Genomic DNA, 18,087 nt, shown 5'->3' with positions numbered 1-18,087 from the left:
CCCTTCCGCCGTGCCACTTCCCCCCTGCCGCCCTACGCTCGACCCATGCCCCGCCGCCATATCCGTGTGACCGGCGCCGCCGAGGCCGCCCCCCTGCGGGCGGCCCTGCGCGAGCTGCGGACGACGCTCGACGTGCCCGCCGACCCGGCGGGACCCGATGCCTTCCCGCCCGAGGTGCTGGCCGAGGCCCAGCAGGCGGCGGCCCACCCGCGCCTCCCCGCCGACCCCTACGACGCCACCGGCCTCCCCCTTTTCACCATCGACCCGCCCACCTCCACCGACCTCGACCAGGCGATGCATCTGTCGCGCCGCGAGGGCGGCGGATTCCGGGTCCACTACGCGATCGCGGACGTCGCCGCCTTCGTCACCCCCGGCGGCGCCCTCGACACCGAGGCGCACCGCCGCGTCACCACCCTCTACTTCCCGGACGAGAAGGTTCCGCTGCACCCGCAGCTGCTCTCCGAGGGCGCCGCCAGCCTCCTCCCCGACCAGACCTGCCCGGCCCTGCTCTGGCGGATCGACCTCGACGCGGACGGGACGGCCGTCGCCACGGACGTACGCCGCGCCATGGTCCGCAGCCGCGCCAAGCTCGACTACGCGGGCGTACAGCAGCAGATCGACGCCGGAACGGCCGAGGAACCCCTCGCCCTCCTGCGCGACATCGGCCTGCTGCGCGAGGAGCAGGAACGCGCCCGCGGTGGCATCTCCCTCAATGTCCCCGAGCAGGAGATCGAACTCGTCGGCGACTCCTACCACCTCAGCTACCGCACCCCGCTGCCCGCCGACGGCTGGAACGCCCAGATCTCCCTGCTCACCGGAATGGCCGCCGCCGACCTCATGACGGCGTACGGCACCGGCATCCTGCGCACCCTGCCCGCCGCCCCCGACGGCGCGGTCGCCCGGCTGCGCCGCAGCGCGCGGGCCCTCGGCGTCGACTGGCCGCACCACACCTCGTACGCCGAGATCGTCCGGGGGCTCACCCCCTCGGATCCGGCGCACGCCGCCTTCCTCCAGGAGTGCACCACCCTGCTGCGCGGTGCCGGCTACACCGTCTTCACCGACGGCAAGGTCCCCGACCCGGCGATCCACGCCGCGGTCGCCGCCCCCTACACCCACTGCACGGCCCCGCTGCGCCGCCTCGTCGACCGGTACGCGGGCGAGCTGTGCCTGGCGGCGGTCGCGGGTCAGGCACCGCCCGAGTGGGTCCTCGCCGCCCTCCCCGACCTCCCCGGGGAGATGGCCGAGGGCACCCGCCGCCAGAACACCGTCGAGCGCGAATCCGTCGACATCGTCGAGGCGGCCCTCCTCCAGGACCGCATCGGCGAACTCTTCGACGCCCACGTCGTCGACGTCAAGGACCGCGAACCGACCGTCGGCACCGTCCAGCTGGACGGTGATCTGGCCGTCATCGCCCGTGTCGAGGGCGGCGGCGAACTCCCGCTCGGCGAGCGGATCAGGGTGCGGCTGACCCAGGCCGACCCAGGAGCGGCGAAGGTGCTGTTCGCCCCGGCTTGAGGGCCTGTGGGCCCGCGTCCGGGGAAGGGGCGTGCGACGAGCGCCGTGACGTCGCGGCCGTCACCAGGTCCCGTGCCCCGTCCGCGTGGAAGCGCACCGTCGTCACCGGCCGGTGCCTGCCCAGCAGCGACACCGCCTCCACCGGCTCGGACAGCTCCACCGTCACATTGGTCTGCGAGGCCACCGCCAGCTCCAGGAGCCCGTCCCGCGGCTCCTTCCCGGGGTCCGGACACAGCTCGTACCGTACGGAGACGATCCGCTCGGCCGGCAGCCGCAGATCCACGTGCGCTCCCGAGCGCACCCGGAGCGAGCCGTCCGCCCCGACGACATGGGGCCGGGTGACCGCGGCGGCGTGCAGCCCCACGATCAGCACCACGGTGTACACATCGAGCACCAGGAACACCGCCTGCACCACGGGCACCCCGGCCAGCAGCACATGCAGCCCCACGGTCTCCACGACGCACACGAACGCGAAGCCCCACAGCATCGCCGACTGCGCCTTCGCGTGCCCGAACGCGAGGTCACCCGCCCCGACCCCGTGCCTGCGCCGCGCCACCCACCGCCCGAGCGAGGCCATCAGCCGCAGCTCGTGCCCCAGCAGCCGCAGCACCGGCTCCGGCACCAGCTCGGCCAGCGCCTCCCGGGCGCTCAGCCCCCGCCTGCGCAGTCGTACGAAGGCGAACACCTCGGCCGCCACGACGGCCAGCACCAGCAGCTCGGCGGCCGACAGCACCGCCGCCGGTACCCGCACACCGGCCAACAGGCATATCACCAGCGCCAGTTCACCCGGGAGTACCGCGTAGGCGACCCCTCTGAGTACCTTCTTCACGATCCCGATCCCGCCTCTCCCCGTCCCCGCTCCGTGACCCTGCGAATGGACTGCCGCACGGCTTCCGCCTGGGCCGGTGCGAAGTCCGCGAAGAAGGCCCGGAGGAACGCGTCGTCCTCGTCCATCGCGACCTCGCCCTGCCACATCCCGTCCGGAATGCACGCGGCCAGCACCTCGGCCGCCACCGCCACCCGCGGATCGTCGGCCCCGGCGTCCGCCAGCGCGTCCAGCAGGTCGTACGCGTGCTGGGCCCGTTCCGGGGCTCCGGGCAGGGCTGCCGCCTCGCGGAGCGCGTCCACCATCGGCCCCCGCGCGACCTCGGGGGCGGTGGTCTCCAGCAGCGCCAGCATCTCCCGGTCCTTCGCCGCCATCGCCCCGCGCGCGGGCAGCCCGCGCAGCAGCTCGCCGAGCGCGGGCGAGAGCGGCTCCTGTGCCGACAGCTCCCCTTCCCTGGCCTGGGCGAGCAGCACCCCGATCCGCTCCCTGCGCCCCCGGATCGCCTCCTCCTGCCGGGCCAGGTCCGCGTCCAGCTCCTCCAGCACGACCGCGAGTTCACGCCCCGCGTCGTCCCGCACCACGTCCCGCACCTCGTCCAGCCCCAGGCCCAGCTCGGTCAGCCGCCTGATCCGGGCGAGCACCACGGCGTCGCGCAGGGTGTACTCGCGGTAGCCGTTGGGCCGTCGCTCGGGCTCGGGCAGCAGCCCGACCTGGTGGTAGTGCCGCACCGCACGCGTGGTGATCCCGACGAGTGCGGCGATCTCTCCGATCCGCATGCCCCTATTGGAAACGTTGACGCTGCGGCAAGGTCAAGCGTGATGGCCCGTCCGGGTACGATGGGCGGTGCAGCAGATGAGGCGACCGGACGGTCGCGTGGAACTCCTCCGGGAGCTCCCCGAGGAACGTCCGGGCTCCACAGAGCAGGGTGGTGGCCAACAGCCACCCGGGGTGACCCGCGGGACAGTGCCACAGAAAACAGACCGCCTGGGGCCGCAAGGCCCCCGGTAAGGGTGAAACGGTGGTGTAAGAGACCACCAGCGCCTGAGGTGACTCAGGCGGCTAGGTAAACCCCACCCGGAGCAAGGTCAAGAGGGGCCGTCGAAGGACGGTTCTGCGCGGACGTTCGAGGGCTGCTCGCCCGAGTTCGCGGGTAGACCGCACGAGGCCGGTGGCAACGCCGGTCCTAGATGGATGACCGTCTCCTCGGCGACCGCGAGGTCTCCGAGCGACAGAACCCGGCGTACAGGTCGGCTCGTCTCTAGCCTCCGCCCCCGCAAGGGGGCGGGGGGCTGTAGAAGCCCTCCTGACCTGCTGTTTTGCAGGTCAGGAGGGCCTTCCTTTTTCGGGTCCAGACGATCGCCGTTGTCGTCCCGTCCCCCCTTTTTCTGCCTGTTTCTAGGTGTCCTGTGGCGATCCGGTGGCGACAGGCGGGGTCCTCGATCGCGGACCGTTCAGACAGGTACGGCACCACGGCAAGGGGTGCCTGGCTGTGCCGACGCCTGTGGGCGATGCGCTTTGATGTCGCTGAGTAGGCGCCGCCCCGTCGCGATTGCTTCGGCAGTGACGCGCTTGCACTAGAGACGGGAACGCTCGAACAATTCCCTTCGTACCGATTTTGTCAAGTTACGCCCGATCTTCCGATTATTGCCCTATGTTCAGATGTACAGACGGCTTCTCCGCACCAGTCAGGTGCTGACATACAGAGGTCCTTCTCCGCAGCAGAGTGAGCCTGTGGAGCACGAGCGCCGGGCCCCGCATCCACTCCCGCGGGTGCTGTGCAGGCCCGGACCGTCCCTCGGAGCAGATTCGCCGGACTATCCCATGCCCCCGGCGGCTTGGAGGGAGTGCTCCGCGGCGCCCCAGGGGGGACCGCGCCGCACAGGGCACGAGGCCGCCGCCTCGAATGCGGCGGCCTCCGCCATGGCACCCGACGTGCGGTTTCTTGCCTTCTTCGCGTGGCGCGTGCCTGGTGCCACGCGAAGGAGAGGCAACTCATCGACGATCACTCATGGCCCGTTCCCAGGACCGCCTGCCGCATCGTGCAGCTGAGCGGAGAGCTCGACATCGCCCACCTCAACGAACTCACCGTACTGCTGCGCGGAACCACCGAGCAGACCCGGGACACCTGGCTCATCGTCGACCTGCGGCCGGTCACCTTCATGGACTCCGCCGTCCTGCACGAACTGAGCACCGCCCAGGAACACTGCGAACAGGCCGGCCACGGCCTGCGCCTGGTCTACGACCAGCCCTTCATCGGGCGACTCCTGGCTCTTCTCGGTGCGGCGAAGGACTTTCCGCGCTACGCCAGCGCCGACGACGCCTGGGCAGGGCGGGAAGCACCCCCGCAACTCTGACCGGGCGGGTTCCCCCAGGAGCCCAGACTCCAGAGGCCGCCGCGGTCAGGTCGTGTACTCCAGCTCGCTCCGTGCAGCGTCCCTGATCTTGTTCGCAATGCCCTCGACGTCTGCCTTCTCGCTGAACGCGTCTGCAAGCATCCGCCTGACCTCATGCAGACTCCCGGCCAGCCCTCCGCCGATCACGGATTCCGGGAGGAGGACCCTACGGAACTCGGGACGTCCCAGGAGCTCTTCGAGCAGCCTCTCAGCCAGCCAGTACGGAGTTCGCTCGCGAAGCGCGAAGGTCAGGTGACAGCTTCCTTCCGTGGCGTCCGGCGTGAGGGGGTTGTGGACCCAGCCGCGAGGCACGATGAGGGACTGCCCTGGCAGCAGTTCGACTTCCAGGTCCGGGCCCAATTCGACCCAGCGCTCGCGCCAACCTTCGTCCCATACGCGCGTCGACTCGTTGAAATGCCGCATAGGAGCCTCAACGACCGGCTTCCACAACTGCCAGCGCTTTACCCCTGACATCTGCGCGATGATCGCTACCTGTTGGTCCCAGTGGTGCCGCAGTCCCTGGCTGCTTGCCGGGGTCAGGAACGCGTGCACGTAGTTCGAGTAGCCCGTCTCGACCTGGATCTCCCGAGAGATGGCGTGCAGCTCCGGGACAACGCGCTGCAAGTTCCCCAGGCGGACCGTGAATCCCTGCTCGTAGAGACGCCTGAGCTTCGCGCCGTCGGTTCGACCGTTGGTCTTGATCGCGGCAGGGTTCAGGGAGGGGCTGGGAGCCTTCACGACTGCGATCTCATCCGCCGGCACGCAACCGGTGAATACCCAGTCGTCGAAGAACTCCGGCGTGCAGATGCGGTCAAGGCCCGCGCTGCCACGTTCGTGCACGCTGGGCGCCTCGGGCCAAGGGCCTTCGAGTAAGGCAGATACGGCCTTCTCGGGGAGAAGGAGGCTCAGAGACATGGGTGACTCCTCACGATGGTGGGAGGGGGCAGGGGATCTCGGGGAAGAAGTGATTCGGGCAGCAGACGACAGCCGCCGAGAACAGGTGTTTCGCCTGGGTGTAGTGAACCCAGAGCACGTCTGTGCCGAGGGGGAGTCGTTCCAGCGCTTGTGCCTGGTGCTCCTCCAGGGACACGTACGCCTGCTTGCCGTCCGTGCGGGAGAACGGAGGCGTTGCCTTGTACGCCTCGGTTAGCCATGCCACGGCACCCTCGACGACGACCCAGGTCCGTTCCGGGGATGCCCTATTCCTACGGATCAGCCAGTGGCCCGTTTGGATCGGTGGCAGGTCGGTGGTGGGGAACTCCCGCTTCACCTCGTGCCAGCGATCAAAAACCTGCCGCCCCTTCTTGTCTCCCTCTTCGGGGATCGGGGGAGGGACCTCGTGCACAGGTCGACGGCTACCCTCCTTCGCGTACTCAGCGGGAGCGCCAACCCAAGGGCCGAATCCGTGCCAGTGGCCTTGCCAGGTCATGATGCCTTTTCGGGGTCAGGGACAAGCCGTCCCGCTCGAAGGCGGGACGGCTCGCAGTGCTGGTTGGGAGGTGCCTAGCGGCTAGACCTCAGCCTTTACGGCCTCGTAGGACGACACGAGCGCGTCCATCTCGCTCTGGGTGAAACGCAGCTCGCGCCCCTTGCCCTCGGTCTTCGTGTCCTGGATGACGAACCCAGTGGTGCCAGGGATCTTGGCCAGCGCGGCACAGGTCTCGTGCTCGCCGCCGAGGTTGCCCCCGCAGGTGGTGAACTTGGCCCCATCGAGGGGCTGTTCGTACAGGTTGCCCATGATCACTCCAGTGGACGTACTGTCTTCGAGGAAGCGGTCCTCGGGCCGTTTTCATCCCCACCCCGAACTCGACTCGGGGTGGGGAGCCTTTAGGCCAGACTCGACACGGCCCAGACGACGGCCACGCAGGAACCGATGATGGTGAATGCCAGCAGCGGCCCGGCGGCACGACCGATCAGGCGGCCAAGCCGGATCAGGAACTTCATCGCCGGATGGGCTCAGCGTGAGCCTGGGAGCGGGGCATCGGCCGGAAGAGGATCTCCGGCTGAGTCATGGTGTACGGGGGCCTGTCCTCGAAGTGGAGCGCACGCCCACCGTGTACGGCCCGCATGTCCGCCACGGGGTAGTAGACCCCGGAGAACTCGAACAGGTCCCCAACGCGCACCTGTGCAGGGGGAAGGAACTCTTCGGTCGTGCCTAACGGCCTCATGCCTGCTCCTTCTCCTGGGTGGCGAGGAGAGCCGTGGCCTCCTCATGGGTGGCGTGGGAGCGAACCCAGCGGGCAAGTTCGTACGCCTCGGAGGAGTGCATCGCGATGTGGACAAGCCCCTCGATGCGCTGGACGGCCGGCTCGTCTTCCGGGAAGGCCATGCCGGCCGCGTAGCAGGCGGCCGGAATACCCATCAGTCGGAACGCTTCGTTGATCTCAGGGACAGCGTTCTCGGCGATGACGCGAGCCGACTGCATCGGCTTCGCGCCGAGCCTCTGTGCAGGTATCGCTTCGGAGTCAGCCATGGCTTCGCCTCGTTCCCTCGTCGCTCGCGCTGTCGCAACGAACGTAGGACTGGAAGCTCTCAACTCCCAAGAAACTTGCAGCAGTTTGCAGCGATCCGTTTGACGGGCTCGAATGCTCAGCCGACCATCGGTTCAACGCGCAAACTTGCGCAAGGACGAGGACAGGGGAACGACCATGAAGCTACGGTTCCTTGGTAAGAACTCCAACGTCGGGGAATGCCCGACCCTCTACTCCACGGACCGGGACACCTACTTGGTCCAGGGCTGGAAGATCTTCGCGAACGACCTGCTGATGCAGCTCGACCTCAGCGAGGGACAGACGGCCGTAGAGGTCCCGACCGAACTGTTCGACCACCTGACCAAGGACGGACTCCCTTCCGGGGACATCCGGCGCATCGAGGACCCGATCATGGTCCTCACGCCCGGAGGGACGTTCGTCGTCCAGGGCCTGGAGGTCACCGACCCCGAGGCCCTTTCGACGATGGATGTCCCTGACTACGAAACTGTGGTCGAGGTCCCCAAGACCGCCATCACTGCACTTCTGGAGGATCCGCGTGGAGTTGATCTCAAGCGCCGAGCGCAACCAGCTCTTTGAGAGCTTCGAGCAGGAAGCCTTCCATCTGGAGCTCAGGGACGACTACTCCGTGCCCGAGGAGGATGGACCGTTCCAGAGTTGGTTGCGGGGCGAGCCCAATGACCCGTCGTTCATGGACTACTGGGTGAACCTCGTACGGCGGACCACCGCATCGGGAGGGGCCTGGCGCAGGGTGAGGGTCGTGACCGAACCGCACTCGGACTACGTGCGTTGGGAGTACGAGACGACACCGGTGAATCTGGAGGCAGGCGAATCCATCCGCTGGCTGCCGCGCCACAAGCTCCCCGAGGAGATCTCCTTCCCGGCGGGCGGGAACGACTGGTGGCTGATCGACTCTCGACTTGTGGCAGTTGGCCACTTCGACAATGACGGCCGTGTGCTCGGGTCGGAGTTGATCGAGGATCCGAAGGTCGTAGCCGAGTGCGTGCGGATCAGGGGCCTCCTGTGGGGGCTCGCTACACCGCACGCTGAGTACAAGCCCTGACCGACTCGTGAGCACAGAGGCACAAGGCCAGAGAGAGGCGCTGGGAGCGCGGCTGCGTGGATTCCGGAAGGACGCGGGATTCAGCAGCGGTCGCGCTTTCGCGGCCGTGACGGGCTGGCACGAATCCAAGGTCAGCCGGATAGAGCACGGAAGGCAGAAGCCCAGCGACGATGACCTTCGTGTCTGGTGCGAGACAACGGGGCAGGCCGATCAATTTGAAGACCTGATCGGCGCACTCCGCCACATCGACGAGCTTTGGATGGAGTGGAGGAGGCACCTGGGCGAGGGCGCCACGGCGAGACAGCAGAAGGCTCTGCCGGTCTACGAGCGAACCAAACTCTTTCGGATCTGGCACCCAACCGTGGTGTGGGGAGCCCTCCAGAACGAGGGGTACGCCGAGGCTACCTTCAGGCAGGTGGTCGACTTCTACGAGATCCCGGACGATGTTGAGGCGGCCACAGCCAAGCGGCTGGAGCGACAGCAATACCTGTACAAGGGCAACAGGGCCTTCCACGTGATCTTGGGAGAACAAGCCCTGTATACGAACTTCGGTGGCCGACAGGTGATGCTGGAGCAGCTTGAATGGCTCCTGCACATCATGCGACTCCCGAGGCTGAGCGTCGGGTTCATTCCCCGTTCAGCCCCCATGTGGATCTGGCCCGGCAACTCGTTCAGCATGTTCGACGACAGGCTCGTCCTTGTGGAGACCTTCTCGGCAGAGCTCTCCGTCTCGAAGCCCTCGGAGATAGAGGCGTACGTGAAGGTGTTCGAGACCCTAAAGCGATCGGCCGTCTACGGCGACAGCGCCAAGGAGCTGATCCGTGGTGCTCTCCGGCACTACGACCAATATGACCGCCACTGACCAGGGAGACACCATGAGCGAACCCTTGAACTGGCACACAAGCACCTACACGAAGACTGACAACTGCGTCGAGGTCGCGGACAATATCCCCAACCTCGTCCTGATCCGCGACACGAAGGACAGGCAGCTTCCCGTGGTCACGTCCACCACTGAAGCGTGGAGTGCCTTCATAGCTTCGGTGAAGTGAAACGAGAAGAAACCCCCGGCGTTTGGCCGGGGGTTTCTTGTGCGTGGAGGCCACACTTCCACTAGAAGATCGCGCTACCCGTGGACTCCAGGCGCCCGAGCACCAGGCGCGCAAGGGTGGCGATCTCGCGCTGCTGGTGTGTGCTCTGACGCGTCAACGCCAGCACCTGTGACAGCACTTCAGGCTCCGAGTTAGCAGCCAGTGCGAGGAAGGCGTCGTTGTCCTCCATGGAGGAGCTGCCGCTGATCGAGGCGGCAAGAAGCTGCGTTACCAGGACGGTACGGTTCGCTTCTGCGTCTGCCCGCTCGTTCTCCGCAGCGTTGTGCGGGCGGGAGAGGACCTCGCCGCCCTCCCGGCGTTCGAACTTGCGCCACTCGTTCGCCTCACACGCCCTCGATCAAGGTGTTGCAGAGTCGACGGTGCAGCTCTACACGGGACACGCCTCGCCGGACGAACTTCGCGATGTCTACCGCCATCAGGTGAAGGGGGCGGCGTCCCGTGACCGGAAGGCACTCCAAGCCGTGTTCTTCGAGGAGACGGACAAGGTTGAGATCCCGGACGAGGTGTTCGAAGATGGGGAGCCCACCGCCGCGTAGTGGTGGCGAGCCCGCCCCCTCCCGCCTCCGCCCTCCCCCTCCTCCCTGCCCGCTCTCCGAGGGCTGCCGCCCCGCCGATAGGGTGCGCGGATGACTTTTGGATCAAGTGGTTCGGGTGGTTCGGGCGGGGAACTGGCCCGTGCGGTAGCGGAGTTCGAGGCGGCGGTGGCCGCGCGCGACGCGGAGCGGACCGGGGGCGCCTTCGACGCGATACGGCAGGGCTTCGGGGCGGGGGGACCGAGGAGGTGCGGGAGTGCGGTCCTCGTCCGGCCGCGCTGCTGACCTCCGTGCCCGACGGCATCCGCGCGGTGATCGCGGTGATCGTCGGCGCGTGCGTGGAGCGCGGGGCGGACCCGGGGCTGTGCGCGCCCGGGGTGTCGGCGGCGCTGCGGGACACCTTCGAGGACCTCGCCGAGTTCTGCGCGCGGTGGGAGGAGAGCGGTGGCGGCGCGTTCCCGGACCCGGAGCGGCACGGGCAGGGCCCCGGCGACGACGTGGTGGAGCGCACCGGATTCGTACCCGCCCTCGCCTGGTGGACGCTCCCGCAGTGGCAGATGGCTGCCTTCGCCCTCCTCAACGAGGAATCAGGTCGCCAACAGCTCACCTACCGGCGGGAGTTGCTCGCCCTGCTGGCCCGCGTCGAGTGGGCCTGCGAGGAGAAAACGGGGGACCGTCGCTCAAGGGCCTGCGCCACGCCCTGCGGGTGCTCGACGCGGAACCCCTGGTGGTCCTCCACCGGGAGACCGGGGCGGGCTTCCTGGTCCGCATCGGCGGCATCGGCGACAACTTCCAGCTCCACACCCTCCTCGCCGACGCGCTCGTCGGCGGCGGCCACCTCCCGGGCCGGCCCCCGTCCCCCGACGCGGTGGCCGTCTGCCGGGACGCCGAGGGCCAGGTCCTCACCCAGGGCTCGTTCAACCTTCTCGGCGCCGACGGCGCCTGGATCTGGAACGAGGGCGACCCCGCCGACATCCCCCCGGTGCGCGGCACCCGCGTCCTGGCCCTCGATCCCGAGCCGTACACCCGCAGCTGGCCCGCGGGCCGGTACTTCCCCGGCATGTCCGGTGACCTGGTGCTGGAGCGGGTGCTGGGGAGGGAGGAGTCGCAGGGGTGGTTCGCGCACGTGTCCCCGGACGCGGGGAGGTAGGGGCGGCGGCCGCCGGGCGGCGCGGTCAGGCGGTGGGGATGCGTACCGCCGTGCCCGAGACGCGGATCCTCGGGTCGCCCTCGTGGAGGGTCACCGTGAGGGTGCCGGGGCGGCCCATGTCCTGACCCTGGTGGAGGGTGAGGACCGACTCCGCGGGGACGAGGCCGAGTTCGCGGGCGTACGCGCCGAAGGCGGCGGCAGCGGCGCCGGTGGCCGGGTCCTCCACCACGCCGCCGACCGGGAAGGGGTCGCGGACGTCGAAGACGGTGTCCGAGACCCGGTGGACGAGCTGCACGGTGGTCAGGTCCAGGCGCTCCATCAGGGTGCGCAGCCGTACGAAGTCGTAGTCGAGGTCCGCGAGGCGGGGACGGGTGGCCGCCGCGAGGACGAGGTGGCGGGCCCCGGCGTAGCCGATACGCGGCGGGATGGCCGGGTCGAGGTCGGTGGCCGCCCAGCCGAGAGCGGCGAGGGCCTCCGTGACGTCCTTGGGGTCGGCGTCCTCGGTGTGCGGTTCGACGCTGGTGAGGGTGGCGAGGAGGGTGCCGTCGGGGGAGGGGGCGACGGTGATGGGCACCGGACCGGCGTTCGTTTCGAGGGTCAGGTCGACCGGGCCGAGGCGCTCGCCCAGAGCGACGGCCGTCGCGACGGTGGCATGACCGCAGAAGGAGACTTCGGCCTGCGGGCTGAAGTAGCGGACGCGGTAGGTGGAGGGCGTGGCACCGGCGGTGAGGAACGCGGTCTCGCTGTAGCCGAGCCGGGCGGCGATGGCGAGCATCTCCTCATCGCCGAGTGCGGACGCGTCCAGCACCACCCCGGCGGGGTTGCCGCCGGAGGGCTCGGCCGAGAAGGCGGTGTAGTGAAGCACTTGCTGGGGCAGCGTGGGGCGGGCGTCATCGGCAGTCATGCTGCGCTCAACCGACCGGACCGGTCAGGCATTCCCCGGTGGTGGGACGGCGGCGTCACCGCTCCGGGAAGCAGGGTGACAGCCGCCGCCCCCGGTGCCCGTCAGCCCCGGCCGAGATAGGGCATGGTCGTGGCCATCACCGTGGCGAACGGGATGTTGGCTGCCAGGGGCAGGGCGGCCATGTGGTGGACCGTGCGGGCGACTTCCGTCACGTCCATCACCGGTTCCACCGCGAGTTCACCGTTGGCCTGGAGGATGCCGGTCTGCATGCGGTGGGTCATGTCGGTGGCCGCGTTGCCGATGTCGATCTGGCCGACGGCGATGCCGTACGGGCGGCCGTCCAGCGAGAGGGACTTGGTGAGGCCGGTCATGGCGTGCTTGGTGGTGGTGTAGGCGACGGAGTGCGGGCGGGGGGCGTGGGCGGAGATCGAGCCGTTGTTGATGATGCGGCCGCCCCGGGGGGACTGTGACTTCATCAGACGGTAGGCGCCCTGGGCGCAGAGGAACGCGCCGGTGACGTTGACCTGGACCACCGACTGCCAGTCGGCGTAACCGAGTTCATCGGTGGGGACGCCGCCGGGGCCGAAGGTGCCCGCGTTGTTGAAGAGCAAATCGAGACGGCCGTAGGTGTCACGGACCGTGGCGAAGAGGGCGTCCACCTCGGTGGGTGAGGACACGTCGGTCACGACCGCGAGAGCCGCCCCGCCCGCCGCCTCCGCCAGCTTCGCCGTCTCCTCCAGGGGCTCCGCACGGCGGCCCGCCAGGGCGACCGTCCAGCCGGCGGCGGCGAGTTCCACCGCCACCGCCCGGCCGATACCGGAGCCCGCTCCCGTCACCACCGCGATCTGCGCTTGAGTGTCCATGGAGGGGGAGGGTAGTCAGGGAAACCGGGCAGGAGATCACCTGTCCGTCATGTGGTGGACGTGTACGCGACAACGGGGTGATGTTCCCGCCCGCTGGACTGCGCGCATGACAGCCACCCGAGCACCCCAGCACGCCCCCGAACTCCGCGCAGCCGCACGGCACTTCACGCACAACCGCCGCCGCTTCCTGACCGTCACCGGCGCCGCCGCTGCCCTCGCCTTCGCCACCAACCTTCCCGGGCAGGCCCACGCGGCACCGGCCGCCGGCGACTTCGACGCCCGACGCATCAAGGAGAACCCCTTCACGCTCGGGGTGGCCTCCGGAGACCCCGCCCCGAGTTCCGTGCTGCTCTGGACCCGGCTGGCCCCCAGACCGTACGAAGCGGACAGCGGACTGCCCAAGAGCCGCATCCGGGTGGAGTGGGAGATCGCGCACGACGAGCGCTTCCGCCGGGTGGTGCGGCGCGGGAGCGTCACCGCGCACCCGGAGTTCCACCACAGCGTCCATGTGGAGGTGGACGGGCTGGGAAGCGACCGGGTCCTCCACTACCGCTTCCGGGCCGGGAGCTGGATCAGCCCCACCGGGCGGACCCGGACCGCCCCCGCACCCGGTGCGCGCACCGCCGAACTGCGGCTCGGCGTGGTGTCCTGCCAGGCGTACCACGACGGCTACTTCACCGCGTACCAGCACCTGGCGGGCGAGGACCTCGACGCCGTCCTGCACCTCGGCGACTACCTCTACGAGTACGCGGTCAACGCCACCGGCGGCGAGCGCAAGTACACCGACCGCCGCCTTCCCGCGCACTTCAACCGGGAGACCGTGACCCTGGAGGACTACCGGCTGCGCTACGCCCTCTACAAGTCCGACCCCGACCTGCGTGCCGCCCACGCCGCCCACCCCTTCGTCGTCACCTGGGACGACCACGAGACCGAGAACAACTACGCGGGCGGGACGCCGGAGAACGACGTACCGCCGGAGGAGTTCCTGCTGCGCCGGGCCGCCGCCTACCGGGCGTACTGGGAGAACCAGCCGCTGCGCGCCCCGCAGCGGCCCGACGGACCCGACATGCGGCTCTACCGGCGGCTGCGGTTCGGCCGGCTCGCCCAGTTCGACATCCTGGACACCCGGCAGTACCGGTCCGACCAGGCGTACGGGGACGGCTGGCAGGTGCCGGGACCGGAGTCCGAGGACCCGGCGCGGACCATGACCGGGGCCACCCAGGAGCGGTGGCTCATCGACGGCTGGCGGCGTGGGGCGCGGCCCGTGTGGAACGTGCTCCCGCAGCAGGTCACCTTCGCCGAGCGGCGCGACAGGGCCACCCCCGACTTCAAGCTCAGCATGGACTCCTGGGACGGCTACCCGGCCTCCCGGGCCCGGATCCTGGCCGGCGCCGAGTCGGCGGGCGTGCAGAACCTGCTGGTGCTGACCGGGGACGTGCACGTCTCCTACGGGCTCGACATCAAGAAGGACTTCCGCGACCCCACCTCGCGGACCGTCGGCACCGAGATCGTCACCACCTCCGTGTCCAGCGGCAAGGACGGCGCGGACAAGCCCGCCAACTGGGCCGCCCTCACCGGTGCCAACCCGCACCTGAAGCACTACCACGGGCGGCGCGGCTACACCCGGGTCACCCTCACCGCCGAACAGGCGCGGGCGGACTTCCGGGCGGTGGCGGCCGTCAGCACACCGGGGGCGCCGGTGGCCACGGTCGCCTCGTTCGTCACCGAGGCCGGAAACCCCGGACTGAAGCCGGTGTAAGGCACACTTACCGCTCCCGCCCGTTTCCGAGCCCGTCCGCGCGATCGGTCCGATCGGTCCGATCGCGCCGGAAGAGCTGAGAACATAGGTCGGTATTCAACGAAATGGGAGCGATGATGCCGGAGAGCGGCCAGAAGTCAGCAGGGTCCACAGGGCAGGACCACATACCCGCGGCGGGCGCGGAGGCCATGGCGGCGGCGGAGTCCGCGACCGCCGCCACGGCCGGAACCGTGTCCGCCGTACCCGCCCAGGCCCTCTCTCCGGAAGCCGGGCCCGTGACGGCCGGCAAGGCCGCCGCCCGCCGCACCGGCCTCCTGGTCACCCTGGTCCTCGGTGGCCTGACCGCCCTCCCGCCGCTCTCCATGGACATGTACCTCCCGGCCCTCCCGGAGGTCACCGAGGCGCTGAACTCCCCGGCCGCGACCGTCCAGCTCACCCTGACCGCCTGCCTGGCCGGCATGGCGCTCGGCCAGCTGGTGGTCGGACCGCTCAGCGACAAGATGGGGCGCCGCCGCCCGCTGCTCGTCGGCATGGTCATCTACGTGCTGGCCACGGCCATCTGTGCGCTGGCCCCGAACGCCGAACTCCTCATCGCCTTCCGCCTGCTCCAGGGCCTGGCGGGCGCGGCCGGCATCGTCATCGCGCGGGCGGTGGTACGCGACCTGTACGACGGCGTGGAAATGGCGAGGTTCTTCGCCACCCTGATGCTGATCTCCGGGGTGGCCCCGGTCATCGCTCCCGTCATCGGCGGCCAGGTGCTGCGCGTCACCGACTGGCGCGGCGTCTTCTACGTGCTGACCGTCATCGGCGTGATCCTGACCCTGGTGGTCTTCAAGTGGCTGCACGAGACGCTGCCCGAGAGCCGCCGCCACACCGGCGGCGTGGGCCAGGCCCTGCGCACCATGAGGGGCCTGCTCGCCGACCGCGTCTTCACCGGGTACATGCTCACCGGCGGCCTCGCCTTCGCCGTGCTCTTCGCCTACATCTCCGCCTCCCCCTTCGTCGTCCAGGAGATCTACGGCGCCTCCCCGCAGACCTTCAGCCTGCTCTTCGGCGTGAACTCGATCGGACTGATCGCCGTCGGTCAGATCAACGGCAAGGTCCTGGTCGGCCGGGTCCGCCTCGACAAGGTGCTCGCCTTCGGCCTGGCCGTCATCACGCTGGCCGCCACCGCGCTGCTGCTGATGACCGGCGGGGTCTTCGGCAAGGTGGGGCTGTGGCCGGTCGCGGCCGGACTCTTCGTGCTGATGTCGGCGATGGGCCTGATCATGCCGAGCACCAACACCCAGGCCCTGATGCGCACCCCGCACGCGGCCGGTTCCGCCTCCGCGCTGCTCGGCACGTCCTCGTTCCTGGTCGGCGCGGTCGCCTCCCCGCTGGTCGGCATCGCGGGCGAGGCCACGGCGGTCCCGATGGCCGTGGTGCAGCTGGTCTGCTCGGTGCTGGCAATCGTCTGCTTCGTGGCGCTGTGCAGGCCGTGGCAGCGGACTTCGGACGCGTAGGAGCACGGCGAGGAGTGACGTCGGTGGGGGCCCGTCCGCACGGTCGCGGACGGGCCCCACCGACGTCATCGCCCCGAAGCCGTCGGCTGCCGGCGCGCTCTCCTGCCTGGCTACGCACTCTCCCGGAACCGGCGCAGCAGTTCGACGGCCGGAGCACTGTCCGGGTCGAAGCTGTAGATGCCCTCCTGCTTGTGCGGCATCCCGGGACCCCAGACGCGGGCCGCGTGGCAGTCGTAACTGAAGGCGATCTCGAAGAGCACGCCCCGCGCGCCGTGCACCCGCAGCCCCCAGCCCGGCACGAACGTCGGCCCGGGCTGGCTGCCCGGCAACTCCTTGACCAGGGCCAACGCCTCCCGGGCCTCCTCGGCGTCCCAGATCGCCAGCTCTTCGCCCGTCATGGTTTTCGGCAGCGGGTCGTTCACGTCCGGGGTGATCCGGACGACCTCGATCAGCTCGGTCTGCGCGTGTGCACTCGGCAGCAACATCCGCTCAGACTGGCCGAGTTCACGTCCCGGCGCCAGAGATCCGGCAGATACGTCCCCGAAGCGGCCGCCCGGCCCGCCCCGCCCCGACTCACCTGCGCGGATAGCCGATCAGCTGCGACCGGTCCCTGCGGTCCGTCCAGCGGAACAGTCCGGTGCCCGCCAGCTCCCGCTCCGGCACCACCGCACCGTCGGTCAGCGCGGCAGGCACGACCGTGGAGAGCGGGACCTCGACCGGGGTGCCGCCCGCCGACGTGGTGCTGGTGGTGCCGTAGGCGATGCCGTCGTCGGTGACCGAGGTGAGGGTGACCGGCTTGGCGCCGCCCCTGCCCTGGAGGCAGTGGCCGGTCTTGGCGCCCTTGGGGGCGGGGGAGCGCAGGTCGAAGGCGAGATTCCCGGCGACCAGGTAGTGGCCGCCCGGGGCGGTCACCGCCTGCGGGTACTCGCCGGGCTCTATGGCCGGCCTGGGGCAGTCGACCGAGGCGAGCACCTTGCCGGTGTTCGCGTCGTGCACCGCCCAGCGCTCCCAGTTGTCCGGCTTCTTCTTCTGCCACTTGGCGAGGATCTGCCCGGCCGAGGTCACCGAGGTGGGCACCCCGGACGCCGGGTCCAAGCCCTTGGGCGCGACCGCCCTGCTGTACCAGCCGCCCTTCACCCAGAACTCGCTGCGCCCGCTCACCAGCAGCCCCTTGGCGGTCAGAGCCCGCACCTCGGTACGGGCCCCGCAGTTCTTGCAGCCCTTGGGCATCCCCAGGGACTTCGGGTTCGCGGCGTACGGGGTGACGCGCCCGGTCTCCGGGTCCACCACGGCGGCCGTCGCCGCGCCATTGGTGACCAGGATCGCGGGTCCGGTGGTGGAGACCACCGGAACGCCCTGCCAGGGCAGCTCGTAGTGCTTCTGGTTGCCGTCCCTGGCGTCGTACACGTCCAGGGCGAGCACCGAATCGCCGGTCGACAGCGAGTCCGCGCCGCCGACCTTGCCGTACGACCAGGTGACGAAGTAGTGGCGGTCGCCCTTGGTGAGGGAGAGCAGTCCGGGGAAGTACGCCGGGTCCGACAGCGACCGCCATGGGGTGCCCGACCAGGCCCGCTTCCCGGTCTTCACGTCATAGGTGCGCAGCACGAAGGAACCGGTGGTGCCGCGTTCCACATGCCCGACCAGCGCGGGCTCCTGCGACAGTGCGTACTCGGTGGAGCCGCCGACGATCCGCCAGCCCCTGGCCGTGTCGTACGCGGCCGGGGCGGGCAGCCGGGGCACCGCGGACGGCGCCGGGCTGCCGGCCTTCGTCGGCTTCTTGGCGTCCTTCCCGTCCTTGCCCGCGTCCGGCTCGTCGTCCTTGCCCCCGCCGCAGGTGGCGAGGAGGAGGAGCAGAGCCAGTACGGCCACCCCTGCCACCAGCGCCATGCGCATGACCCGCTGTCCCACGATCTACCCCCGACGTACAGCCCCCAGAAACGGTCAACCTCTGTCAGCGTATGCAACTGCCTCTTGATGCGCA

General features: G+C 69.7%; 22 protein-coding genes and 1 other RNA gene. 12 read left to right on the top strand and 11 right to left on the bottom strand.

The window, feature by feature from the left end; translation table 11 throughout:
• The first annotated feature begins 45 nt into the window (after positions 1–45).
• Positions 46–1,515, top strand: a complete 1,470-nt coding sequence (locus tag ACIA73_RS09845) for an RNB domain-containing ribonuclease (RefSeq protein WP_399437828.1) — start codon at positions 46–48, stop codon at positions 1,513–1,515.
• On the opposite strand, the gene ACIA73_RS09840 is transcribed toward ACIA73_RS09845, so the two are convergent.
• Together ACIA73_RS09840 and ACIA73_RS09835 are read right to left on the bottom strand one after the other, a co-directional pair.
• Positions 1,454–2,344 (bottom strand): hypothetical protein, encoded by an 891-nt coding sequence (locus ACIA73_RS09840; protein ID WP_399437827.1) that lies wholly within the window; start codon positions 2,342–2,344, stop codon positions 1,454–1,456. The genes ACIA73_RS09845 and ACIA73_RS09840 overlap by 62 nt on opposite strands.
• Complete coding sequence (locus tag ACIA73_RS09835; protein ID WP_399437826.1) at positions 2,341–3,117, bottom strand: MerR family transcriptional regulator; 777 nt, start codon at positions 3,115–3,117, stop codon at positions 2,341–2,343. Before ACIA73_RS09835 ends, ACIA73_RS09840 begins: the two co-directional genes overlap by 4 nt.
• 77 nt (positions 3,118–3,194) lie before the next feature.
• On the opposite strand from ACIA73_RS09835, the gene rnpB reads away from it, so the two are divergent.
• Together rnpB and ACIA73_RS09825 are read left to right on the top strand one after the other, a co-directional pair.
• An RNA gene (gene rnpB, locus ACIA73_RS09830) (RNase P RNA component class A) lies at positions 3,195–3,600 on the top strand.
• A gap of 780 nt (positions 3,601–4,380) precedes the next feature.
• Positions 4,381–4,695, top strand: a complete 315-nt coding sequence (locus tag ACIA73_RS09825; protein WP_399437825.1) for an STAS domain-containing protein — start codon at positions 4,381–4,383, stop codon at positions 4,693–4,695.
• Positions 4,696–4,740: 45 nt separating this feature from the next.
• Here ACIA73_RS09825 and ACIA73_RS09820 read toward each other — a convergent pair whose 3' ends face one another.
• The 4 genes from ACIA73_RS09820 to ACIA73_RS09805 form a co-directional block, all read right to left on the bottom strand.
• Positions 4,741–5,649, bottom strand: a complete 909-nt coding sequence (locus ACIA73_RS09820) for a JmjC domain-containing protein (RefSeq protein ID WP_399437824.1) — start codon at positions 5,647–5,649, stop codon at positions 4,741–4,743.
• A gap of 10 nt (positions 5,650–5,659) precedes the next feature.
• Positions 5,660–6,079 (bottom strand): hypothetical protein, encoded by a 420-nt coding sequence (locus ACIA73_RS09815; protein ID WP_399437823.1) that lies wholly within the window; start codon positions 6,077–6,079, stop codon positions 5,660–5,662.
• 165 nt (positions 6,080–6,244) lie between these two features.
• A complete protein-coding gene (locus tag ACIA73_RS09810) occupies positions 6,245–6,472 on the bottom strand; it encodes a DUF397 domain-containing protein (protein ID WP_399437822.1) in 228 nt (75 codons plus the stop codon).
• A 426-nt stretch (positions 6,473–6,898) separates the two neighbouring features.
• Positions 6,899–7,207 carry a hypothetical protein gene (locus ACIA73_RS09805; protein ID WP_399437821.1) on the bottom strand — a complete coding sequence of 103 codons (309 nt, stop codon included), beginning with the start codon at positions 7,205–7,207 and terminating at the stop codon, positions 6,899–6,901.
• A gap of 175 nt (positions 7,208–7,382) precedes the next feature.
• On the opposite strand from ACIA73_RS09805, the gene ACIA73_RS09800 reads away from it, so the two are divergent.
• From ACIA73_RS09800 to ACIA73_RS09785, 4 genes are read left to right on the top strand one after another with little or no spacing between them, the layout of a single operon-like run.
• The gene (locus ACIA73_RS09800) at positions 7,383–7,802 is read left to right on the top strand and encodes a hypothetical protein (protein WP_399437820.1); all 420 of its coding nucleotides are present in this window, start codon (positions 7,383–7,385) and stop codon (positions 7,800–7,802) included.
• The gene (locus tag ACIA73_RS09795) at positions 7,762–8,286 is read left to right on the top strand and encodes a DUF6879 family protein (protein ID WP_399437819.1); all 525 of its coding nucleotides are present in this window, start codon (positions 7,762–7,764) and stop codon (positions 8,284–8,286) included. The genes ACIA73_RS09800 and ACIA73_RS09795 overlap by 41 nt, the downstream gene beginning before the upstream one ends.
• A gap of 7 nt (positions 8,287–8,293) precedes the next feature.
• Positions 8,294–9,148, top strand: coding sequence for a helix-turn-helix domain-containing protein (locus ACIA73_RS09790; RefSeq protein ID WP_399437818.1), 855 nt, complete (start codon positions 8,294–8,296; stop codon positions 9,146–9,148).
• Positions 9,149–9,161: 13 nt separating this feature from the next.
• The gene (locus tag ACIA73_RS09785; RefSeq protein WP_399437817.1) at positions 9,162–9,335 is read left to right on the top strand and encodes a DUF397 domain-containing protein; all 174 of its coding nucleotides are present in this window, start codon (positions 9,162–9,164) and stop codon (positions 9,333–9,335) included.
• 61 nt (positions 9,336–9,396) lie between these two features.
• Here the strand turns inward: ACIA73_RS09785 and ACIA73_RS09780 are convergent, their stop codons facing one another.
• Positions 9,397–9,564 (bottom strand): hypothetical protein, encoded by a 168-nt coding sequence (locus tag ACIA73_RS09780; protein ID WP_399437816.1) that lies wholly within the window; start codon positions 9,562–9,564, stop codon positions 9,397–9,399.
• A gap of 190 nt (positions 9,565–9,754) precedes the next feature.
• Between ACIA73_RS09780 and ACIA73_RS09775 the strand changes: the two genes are divergently transcribed.
• From ACIA73_RS09775 to ACIA73_RS09765, 3 genes are all read left to right on the top strand, one after another.
• On the top strand, positions 9,755–9,931 hold the full coding sequence (locus tag ACIA73_RS09775; protein ID WP_399437815.1) for a hypothetical protein: 177 nt from the start codon (positions 9,755–9,757) through the stop codon (positions 9,929–9,931).
• A 90-nt stretch (positions 9,932–10,021) separates the two neighbouring features.
• Positions 10,022–10,213 (top strand): hypothetical protein, encoded by a 192-nt coding sequence (locus tag ACIA73_RS09770; RefSeq protein ID WP_399437814.1) that lies wholly within the window; start codon positions 10,022–10,024, stop codon positions 10,211–10,213.
• A gap of 361 nt (positions 10,214–10,574) precedes the next feature.
• Positions 10,575–11,078 carry a hypothetical protein gene (locus ACIA73_RS09765; RefSeq protein ID WP_399437813.1) on the top strand — a complete coding sequence of 168 codons (504 nt, stop codon included), beginning with the start codon at positions 10,575–10,577 and terminating at the stop codon, positions 11,076–11,078.
• A 25-nt stretch (positions 11,079–11,103) separates the two neighbouring features.
• Here ACIA73_RS09765 and ACIA73_RS09760 read toward each other — a convergent pair whose 3' ends face one another.
• A complete protein-coding gene (locus tag ACIA73_RS09760; protein WP_399437812.1) occupies positions 11,104–11,982 on the bottom strand; it encodes a PhzF family phenazine biosynthesis protein in 879 nt (292 codons plus the stop codon).
• A gap of 101 nt (positions 11,983–12,083) precedes the next feature.
• Complete coding sequence (locus ACIA73_RS09755; RefSeq protein WP_399437811.1) at positions 12,084–12,845, bottom strand: SDR family oxidoreductase; 762 nt, start codon at positions 12,843–12,845, stop codon at positions 12,084–12,086.
• A gap of 106 nt (positions 12,846–12,951) precedes the next feature.
• Here ACIA73_RS09755 and ACIA73_RS09750 point away from each other — a divergent pair, with 106 nt between their 5' ends.
• Both ACIA73_RS09750 and ACIA73_RS09745 read left to right on the top strand, forming a co-directional pair.
• The gene (locus ACIA73_RS09750) at positions 12,952–14,604 is read left to right on the top strand and encodes an alkaline phosphatase D family protein (protein ID WP_399437810.1); all 1,653 of its coding nucleotides are present in this window, start codon (positions 12,952–12,954) and stop codon (positions 14,602–14,604) included.
• 104 nt (positions 14,605–14,708) lie between these two features.
• A complete protein-coding gene (locus tag ACIA73_RS09745) occupies positions 14,709–16,106 on the top strand; it encodes a Bcr/CflA family multidrug efflux MFS transporter (RefSeq protein WP_399437809.1) in 1,398 nt (465 codons plus the stop codon).
• Positions 16,107–16,216: 110 nt separating this feature from the next.
• Here ACIA73_RS09745 and ACIA73_RS09740 read toward each other — a convergent pair whose 3' ends face one another.
• Together ACIA73_RS09740 and ACIA73_RS09735 are read right to left on the bottom strand one after the other, a co-directional pair.
• Positions 16,217–16,591: a hypothetical protein gene (locus ACIA73_RS09740; protein WP_399437808.1), complete on the bottom strand. Its 375-nt coding sequence runs from the start codon at positions 16,589–16,591 to the stop codon at positions 16,217–16,219.
• A gap of 88 nt (positions 16,592–16,679) precedes the next feature.
• On the bottom strand, positions 16,680–18,014 hold the full coding sequence (locus ACIA73_RS09735; RefSeq protein WP_399437807.1) for a hypothetical protein: 1,335 nt from the start codon (positions 18,012–18,014) through the stop codon (positions 16,680–16,682).
• Positions 18,015–18,087: the final 73 nt, after the last annotated feature.

The sequence above is a fragment of the Streptomyces sp. NPDC051561 genome, assembly GCF_044454195.1.
Taxonomy (GTDB): domain Bacteria; phylum Actinomycetota; class Actinomycetes; order Streptomycetales; family Streptomycetaceae; genus Streptomyces.
This window is presented reverse-complemented; position numbering and strand designations above follow the sequence as displayed.

Bases quoted from the DNA above. Each gene is read 5' to 3' on its own strand.
- ACIA73_RS09845 (WP_399437828.1), top strand. From the start codon at position 46: ATGCCCCGCCGCCATATCCGTGTGACCGGCGCCGCCGAGGCCGCCCCC.
- ACIA73_RS09835 (WP_399437826.1), bottom strand. From the start codon at position 3,117: ATGCGGATCGGAGAGATCGCCGCACTCGTCGGGATCACCACGCGTGCG.
- ACIA73_RS09820 (WP_399437824.1), bottom strand. From the start codon at position 5,649: ATGTCTCTGAGCCTCCTTCTCCCCGAGAAGGCCGTATCTGCCTTACTC.
- ACIA73_RS09810 (WP_399437822.1), bottom strand. From the start codon at position 6,472: ATGGGCAACCTGTACGAACAGCCCCTCGATGGGGCCAAGTTCACCACC.
- ACIA73_RS09805 (WP_399437821.1), bottom strand. From the start codon at position 7,207: ATGGCTGACTCCGAAGCGATACCTGCACAGAGGCTCGGCGCGAAGCCG.
- ACIA73_RS09800 (WP_399437820.1), top strand. From the start codon at position 7,383: ATGAAGCTACGGTTCCTTGGTAAGAACTCCAACGTCGGGGAATGCCCG.
- ACIA73_RS09785 (WP_399437817.1), top strand. From the start codon at position 9,162: ATGAGCGAACCCTTGAACTGGCACACAAGCACCTACACGAAGACTGAC.
- ACIA73_RS09780 (WP_399437816.1), bottom strand. From the start codon at position 9,564: ATGGAGGACAACGACGCCTTCCTCGCACTGGCTGCTAACTCGGAGCCT.
- ACIA73_RS09770 (WP_399437814.1), top strand. From the start codon at position 10,022: ATGACTTTTGGATCAAGTGGTTCGGGTGGTTCGGGCGGGGAACTGGCC.
- ACIA73_RS09760 (WP_399437812.1), bottom strand. From the start codon at position 11,982: ATGACTGCCGATGACGCCCGCCCCACGCTGCCCCAGCAAGTGCTTCAC.
- ACIA73_RS09755 (WP_399437811.1), bottom strand. From the start codon at position 12,845: ATGGACACTCAAGCGCAGATCGCGGTGGTGACGGGAGCGGGCTCCGGT.
- ACIA73_RS09750 (WP_399437810.1), top strand. From the start codon at position 12,952: ATGACAGCCACCCGAGCACCCCAGCACGCCCCCGAACTCCGCGCAGCC.
- ACIA73_RS09745 (WP_399437809.1), top strand. From the start codon at position 14,709: ATGGGAGCGATGATGCCGGAGAGCGGCCAGAAGTCAGCAGGGTCCACA.
- ACIA73_RS09740 (WP_399437808.1), bottom strand. From the start codon at position 16,591: ATGTTGCTGCCGAGTGCACACGCGCAGACCGAGCTGATCGAGGTCGTC.